Below are 7,033 nucleotides of genomic sequence, written 5' to 3'. Positions count from 1 at the left end.
CAAAAAATGTTCCTACCAAGTATTTATCTTTTAATAAAAATCTTTTAAAGATCTTACGTAAGAAGGATCGTCTAAATTCGTCTTTTACACCGAAAGTGGTTCCAGATGAATTTGTGAAAACGGCGAAGCCTTTCTTTGATGATGCAGAAGACATTTATGACCTTTGGAAAAAAGCTGCCCTTGTGTATCGCCAGTTTGATTTGCTGCATGAATTGGAACAGTACACGGAATTAGTGATTGATGCGCTGAAACAGTCTGTTTATGCCCTGAAACACCGGAAGATCCGAAAGGATTTTAAAGGCTATTTCTACGGAACCCTGCTTAAAATGTTTACATACCAAAAACGCCAGGAGACTTTTTCTAGCCACCCGTCTATCTTTAACTGGCTTGAAGATCAGGAAGAAGAACCAGCCGGCAGCACGAAGAATTGGCGTACAGAAGTTCAAGAATTAATGGCGAAAGAAGAACGGAATCTGGATTATTTGATTGAGGAACTTCCCTACTGAATCATCCAAAACCGTTGCTAGAAAAAGAGAAAACCGTTCTGTAGGGAAGTCGAAAAATGCAGGCAGCTATTGTGTCTGCTTCTGAAAAGAACGGTGTCTTTTTCTAGCAAATGCTGTTCTTTTGCGTTCTTTTTTTAGCTATGCCGTTTTATTTTAGGTGTCAAAAAGTTTGCCAGATGGCTGAATTTGCTGTCAAAAATTTTGACAGCACCCCTGTTTTAAGTGTCAAATTTTTTGCCAAAATAGAAATTTCATGTACCCACGGAAACACTAGGCTCTGCCTAGTACCACACGGAAAGTGGGGTCACGTTTTCCTTATGCTCTTTCTCACTTTAAAACCAAATTGATAAGGAGAAATGAAATAATATTATGAGCTCTAGCCTTGTTGTAGCCCTTCTCCTCGTTTTTTATTTTATTGGTTATTTGATTTGGACTTCACGAAGCAAAGAAGCAGCCGAAAAAAGAAACCAAAAATTAAAAGAAGAATTTAAAGGTGAAAATAAATATGGTCTCTTGATAGCTTTTCTTTTTGCAGTTCCTTTTATAATTTGTATAGGAGTTTTATGGTTCATAACAGAATAATTGGAAGGTGGAAAATCAATTGTTTTCATGGAGAGTGACAAAATATAATCCACTAAATAGACATGCTGATGGTAGCTATATTGATCAAGATGAATGGACAAGTTTTTCTGAAGTAGGCACCAAAGTAAGTATGGAAGATTACCTAAATACAGAAAAGAATTATATTAATGCGATAACTGCTTTTATGGAAGATATGCAGCTGAAGTCTGTGTGTTTAACCTCGTTAGAATATTGGCCCGACGAAACCGAAGAATACGATGTAGCTGAATTTATGTCAAAAATGCAGATAGGAATAAGTTTGTCAGTGCAGGAAGTCAAGGAGTTGGCAAAGCTGACATTACGAGAAATTATTTGGTGTAAATTAAGCTATAAAAAACAATTCTTTGTTCATTTTGGATACGATTACTATATGTATATCGGTACTGCCGAAAAATGCAGTACGGCTAGACAAAAAGTTCAGTCATTAGGGCTCTACGTTGAACCATTTGTTTCACCACATGCAGATTTATGATAACTCTCTTAATTACAGCTAGATCTCTGGTTATCGAACGAATGAAAGCTGTATTTGATGAAGACCTTCAGTAGATGAAGCAAGCAGAAAGGCGCTTATTATAGATTATTTGAACGGAGATATTTGACTGACTAAAGGCATCTCAAAAATCAGCGCCTGAATAGTTTCAGGTGTTTTTTTATTTGAGAAATCACAGCAGCCGTTTTTCTGAAATATAAAGAGCAGGCTTAAAGATTTTGATGTTCCCATGTAGAATGGCAGTAAGAGGTGAATGAACGCATGGAAAACGCAACAGCATACGGCACATTAGCGAAGGAGATCGCACTTCACTTAGGTGTAAACCCCAATACTCTAAGGCGCTGGTCACTTGAACTTGAAAAGCGACATTACCTTTTCGAACGGAATGCTAAAGGGCAGCGCATTTATTATGAACGCGATATTCAAGCGTTATCGGAATGTAAAATGATTTTAAATAACGGCGGTTCAATGGAGAACGCGGTCACAGCTGTGGCAGCAAAGTTTATCGAGCGAAAAAACGCTCAAAAAACGCTAGGCGTTATTCTCGATGAACGCGAAAATGATGAGAATGTAGCGTTATCCATGCGTGATTTAGAAGCAATGATTGATTCGGCCGTTCAAAAGGCAGTAGAGCAAGAACGTGAAGCAATGTTCCAGGCATTGGAGCTGAAAATGAATGAAGCAATTGAGCAGCGCGATCGGATGCTGATGCAAAGTCTGAATCAAAAAATAGAAGAAAAACGTTTGGAAATTGCTGCAGCAACTGAAAAAGAAAATCAAAAAAAATCAATTTTCAACTGGTTCAAAAAGAAGAGATAGCAACACGCAAAATAAATGCAGTTTTTTAACGCTTAAGGCTTTTAAAGTGAGAAAGAGCATAAGGAAAACGTGCTATCACTTCCAGTGTTAGACTAGGCAGAGCCTAGTGTTTTCGTGATATCACGAAATTTTGATTTTGTCACACCGTGTGCCACTTAAAAAAGGCTGTTTGGCATACGGTGTGACATCTGAAAAAGCTGGTTTGTCACATGGAATGCCAGTTAAATGCTTGCTGCATTGACTAAAAAAGCAGGTTGTACGTTTATACTTTTACGTATTCTAATAATATTATTTAACTAATGGGTTGGGTGTTTAAGAAATGAAAATGTATTGTTGCGAGGACATAGAATATCACTCTACTTTTAACTGTGATATTCATGAAAATCCCTTTGATTGTCCAGATCAACTTATCTATTACGACAAGAAGGAAAAGGATTTTGGGTTAATTATTCATGATGGTGGCAACTCGGTCATTGCCATTCAATTTTGCCCTTGGTGTGGAAGTAATTTAGAGCAGAAATAAAGTGAATTAATAGTTGGGAGCTAAATTTTTATACTTAGTGTTAACACAAAACTTTACAATTAAAGCTGACCGTACTGTAAGATAGCTTTATTCTAATTAAGCTAATGGAGGCTTTTGTTTACTATGGTTCCAGCGATAAATGATTTGATTATTAGTTGCCATTACTCCCTCTTAAGTGCAATACCCAACAAATTAAGAGGGCTAACAGTAGCATTAGAAAACGAAACGCTGTACTGGAAAGGTTATTTTGATGGGGAACCAACTGAGGAAGAAAAAGAAATATTAAGCATTGCCTGTACTGAGGTAGTAGCTGATTTCCCCATAATTAAGGTTGTTGAAGAAGAATATTTAAATCATACATACCCTTTAAAAATGGAAATGCTGCAATTTTGGGCTTTTTTAAGATGGGAACAAGATTAACTCTTATTAAACTCCCATGTAAGAACGAGTTTCCTTACATAATCTGTGGTGCAGTGGTTGTGTTGCATGGATGGCTAACGGGGGCTTTTGTTTAATATCTCGGCTGTCATTTCGGCAGCCTTTTCTTATTCAGCTAACGGGCAGGATAATTCAAGAAGGATAAACAAAAAAAGGGCGAAAACTAAAAGATGAGGAAAATTTTGTCCAAGAGGAGATTAGTCTTGAATACAAAATACAATTGGTTTTATATTCCGTTGGCTGTAATTTCAATTATAGTTTTGACGTTACATAAGGCTGGACCGTTAGAAGGTCAATTAAGACCTGTTGGTTTTGCTCTATTTACATTACTTTGTGTGAGCTTCATTGTTTTCAATAAAAACTCCAGAGGGAAAATAATTGGAGCAATACTATATTTTATTTTTGGGATTGTTGCTTTCTTATAAAGTTTTCGACTTCAAGAGTCAGTAGCCAAAGGCGGCTTTTTGTCATTGAACTATCGGGTGCGATGCTTCGATATCGAAGCATCACTTTTTCCTTATTCAAGTAACGATGCAGAATAGTTTAAGAAATATTAGTTAATTTATATTCTTTCCTCTGCTAAACTTTGAATGTAATCAGTTATTTAAAAGGGAGAGAAAAATAATGTCTCAATCACTAATTTTTGATATGGATGGAACACTATTTCAAACAGATAAGATATTAGAATTATCACTTGATGATACCTTTAACCATTTACGGTCACTAAATAAATGGGATACAGTAACTCCAATTGATAAATACCGTGAAATTATGGGTATACCTTTACCAAAAGTATGGGAAACTTTATTACCTAATCATTCCAATGAAGTAAGAGAACAGACTGATGCTTATTTTCTTGAAAGATTAGTTGAAAATATAAGAAGTGGGAAAGGTGCTTTATACCCTAATGTAAAGGAGGTTTTCAGTTATTTGAAAGAGAATAATTGTTCAATTTACATAGCAAGTAATGGTTTAACGGAATATTTAAAAGCAATTGTAAGTTATTATAATTTGGATAATTGGGTTACTGAAACATTTAGTATTCAACAAATCGAGTCGTTGAATAAATCAGACTTGGTTCGGAGTATTTTGGAAAAATATGATATTACTAATGCAGCAGTAGTTGGAGACCGTTTATCTGATATTAATGCTGCAAAAGATAATGGATTAGTTTCAATTGGATGTAATTTTGATTTTGCACAAGAAGATGAACTTTCTCAGGCTAATATTGTAATAGATGACTTAATTGAATTAAAAACAATTTTACCTAAATTGGAAAATACACAATTAATAAACAAATAGCTACGAACGAAGGCTTATTTCTTCAACTATGTATGTAAGCTATCTCGTTTAAAAACTAAATTAGATTGTGAAGAATTGTACTTACACTAATGGGGGCGTTAGTTGAACAAGTGAACTATAAAACTCGCTTCCAAATGCAACATAATTGCTATTATGTTGCATTCGAACGAATACAAAAAAACAGGCGTCATCCCAGGATTATCAAGGGATGGCGCCTGTTTCGGTTTGACAGCTACTCGTTTAATACAACATATTGGATATATATGTTATATTAAACGCAACATAACAAATCGGAACGGAGGTATAAATTATAATGTCACACCCATACGAAAAATTTGAAAGTACTGCTTTATGGGAAATTATTAATAAAGGGATAGATAGCCTTGTGGAAAATAACGATATTGAAGAGACAACAAGAAGAGAATACATAGTTGGCTATCTTTGTGCGTTAATAAGTGAAGCAGAAATAGAAAAGGAGTAATTATATCTGAAAAGAGGGATTTTTATGGCTGCAAAACAAGGGCAAAACACGGTCGATCCGATCCGTGATCCAGAACAAATTAGAGCGATGAAGGAGTATCTGCTTCACCAATCGTACCGGGATTATTTTTTGTTTACCTTCGGCATTAATTCGGGGCTGCGCATTAGTGACATCGTGTCTCTTCGCGTGATGGATGTCCGAAATACCGATCATTTGCGTGTGAAAGAGAAAAAAACGGGGAAGATCCGGAAAATTCGCATGACTGGCGCATTAAAACAGGAAATCGAGAAATATACGCGCCAGATGGCCGATTCTGACCTTCTTTTTCCTTCCCGAAAGGGCAAAGGTCCAATCGGGCGAGAAAACGCTTGGAGGGTCGTTAACGGGGCTGCACGGGCCTGTGGCATCACAGGAGCCATTGGTACTCATACAATGCGTAAAACGTTTGGGTATCACTTTTACCAGCAGACAAAGGACGTGGCGATGCTGCAACAGATTTTTGGGCACTCGGCACCTTCTGTAACCCTTCGATATATTGGAATTAGCGAAGATATGGTAGATCAAGCATTGGATAATTTTTCTTTATAAAAAGGCTTGTCAAGTAACCCTTTTTCAATAAAATAATAAACGAGAGAAAATAAAGATCTATCAAGGAGAATAAATGAAAAAAACATTATTTGCTGTAGGATTAGGCTGCATTTTTTTGATCCTTTTATTTATTGTGATATTTAATAGCCTTCAACAAGATATGAATAGCTTACCTAAGGGAGAACTGGTTGAAGAAGTACCTTCACCGAGCAAACAATCAGTCATTCGAATGTATTTAGTTAGTGAAGGAGGTGCTACAAGCCGTCATCAAATGAGAGGCGAAGTAGTCTATGAAAATCGAGAAAGAAAAAATATTTATTTTAATTATGATGAAGAGCGTACAAATGTAGATTGGATCAACGAGGAGACAGTAAGTATTAACGGAGAAAAGATAAATATAGAAGAGGATGTTTATTTTTGGAAAGATGATCCTAAATGGGAAGAGAAACGTGAAAAAAAGTATGAATGAAAAATTCATCTAATACTTCCATGTCTTGTATAATTTCTGAAAGTTTGCTATAAATAGAATCAATTAAATCGAGCGGAAAAAGCAAAAAGGCAAAAGCGCGTTATAGTAGGACTGCAATCCTCTATAACCGTCCACCGTGATAGGGCCACGGTAAACACTTGCTTTCACCTTTTCTTACTACATTAATGCCTGTATTGTACGGCATTTAAACGTAAGTTTCAAGGGGAAAGTTTCTCTTTTACAGTCATGCAAAAGACGTGTTTACCGTTTTCATACGGTAAATGCGTCTTTTTTGTTTTCCGAAAAGGAGACAGGATCATGACAGTCAGCAGAATCGCAACCATAGACGAATTTAAAAAAATGATGAGCTACAAGGTGTATGCAGAGAATCATGAGCAGCAGCAATCCCTAAAACTACAGCTTTTAAAAGAGGTCGAAGCAGCGTATGGCGAACGCTACTGGCGCCTGAAGGAAGAGACACGCAAAGCAATTGATATGCTGTGCTGGTTTGCCTCAGAGCGTGGATTTGTCTTTGCGAAGGATGAGTACCTGGCCAACCGGTACGGCGTTTCAGCAAAAACGATCCGGAATGTCCTAAAAAAATTACGGGAAGACGGTGTGATCTTTACGGTGTATCGCCGGCCAAGTAATCAAAACTGCCGGACGGCTCCCGTTCATTTATTTACGGCGCACCCGTATTACAAGTATTGGGAAAACATGCTGGATTTACGTGATTTCCAGAACGATTTCCAAAACGAAGTTGCTGAAAAGCCTTGTGAGAGTAAGGAAGAACAGC

At 36.8% G+C, this 7,033-nt stretch carries 10 protein-coding genes and 2 pseudogenes; all 12 read left to right on the top strand.

What is annotated here, in order from left to right:
• Positions 1-506, top strand: a pseudogene (locus VQ00_RS17045) (hypothetical protein); the annotation flags it as partial.
• A gap of 369 nt (positions 507-875) precedes the next feature.
• Positions 876-1,088, top strand: coding sequence for a hypothetical protein (locus tag VQ00_RS17040; protein WP_046181328.1), 213 nt, complete (start codon positions 876-878; stop codon positions 1,086-1,088).
• Positions 1,089-1,107: 19 nt separating this feature from the next.
• Positions 1,108-1,599: a hypothetical protein gene (locus tag VQ00_RS17035; protein WP_046181327.1), complete on the top strand. Its 492-nt coding sequence runs from the start codon at positions 1,108-1,110 to the stop codon at positions 1,597-1,599.
• Between the two features lie 279 nt (positions 1,600-1,878).
• Positions 1,879-2,436 (top strand): MerR family transcriptional regulator, encoded by a 558-nt coding sequence (locus VQ00_RS17030; RefSeq protein ID WP_046181326.1) that lies wholly within the window; start codon positions 1,879-1,881, stop codon positions 2,434-2,436.
• A gap of 319 nt (positions 2,437-2,755) precedes the next feature.
• Positions 2,756-2,959, top strand: coding sequence for a DUF6980 family protein (locus VQ00_RS19570; RefSeq protein ID WP_046181325.1), 204 nt, complete (start codon positions 2,756-2,758; stop codon positions 2,957-2,959).
• A gap of 123 nt (positions 2,960-3,082) precedes the next feature.
• A complete protein-coding gene (locus tag VQ00_RS17020) occupies positions 3,083-3,379 on the top strand; it encodes a MafI2 family immunity protein (RefSeq protein WP_046181324.1) in 297 nt (98 codons plus the stop codon).
• A 221-nt stretch (positions 3,380-3,600) separates the two neighbouring features.
• Entirely contained in the window at positions 3,601-3,822 is a 222-nt protein-coding gene (locus VQ00_RS17015) for a hypothetical protein (protein ID WP_046181323.1), read from the top strand.
• A 199-nt stretch (positions 3,823-4,021) separates the two neighbouring features.
• On the top strand, positions 4,022-4,699 hold the full coding sequence (locus VQ00_RS17010) for an HAD family hydrolase (protein WP_046181322.1): 678 nt from the start codon (positions 4,022-4,024) through the stop codon (positions 4,697-4,699).
• 313 nt (positions 4,700-5,012) lie between these two features.
• Positions 5,013-5,180, top strand: a complete 168-nt coding sequence (locus VQ00_RS18940) for a hypothetical protein (protein ID WP_172645602.1) — start codon at positions 5,013-5,015, stop codon at positions 5,178-5,180.
• Positions 5,181-5,204: 24 nt separating this feature from the next.
• A complete protein-coding gene (locus VQ00_RS17005) occupies positions 5,205-5,768 on the top strand; it encodes a site-specific integrase (protein WP_046181321.1) in 564 nt (187 codons plus the stop codon).
• Between the two features lie 73 nt (positions 5,769-5,841).
• A complete protein-coding gene (locus VQ00_RS17000) occupies positions 5,842-6,237 on the top strand; it encodes a DUF5412 family protein (RefSeq protein WP_046181320.1) in 396 nt (131 codons plus the stop codon).
• A gap of 318 nt (positions 6,238-6,555) precedes the next feature.
• Positions 6,556-7,033: pseudogene (locus tag VQ00_RS16995) on the top strand (transcriptional regulator); the annotation flags it as partial.

This window comes from Domibacillus tundrae (genome assembly GCF_000970675.1).
Lineage (GTDB): Bacteria > Bacillota > Bacilli > Bacillales > Domibacillaceae > Domibacillus > Domibacillus tundrae.
Note: the sequence above shows the minus strand (reverse complement) of the source record. Positions and strands in the feature narration are given on the sequence as shown.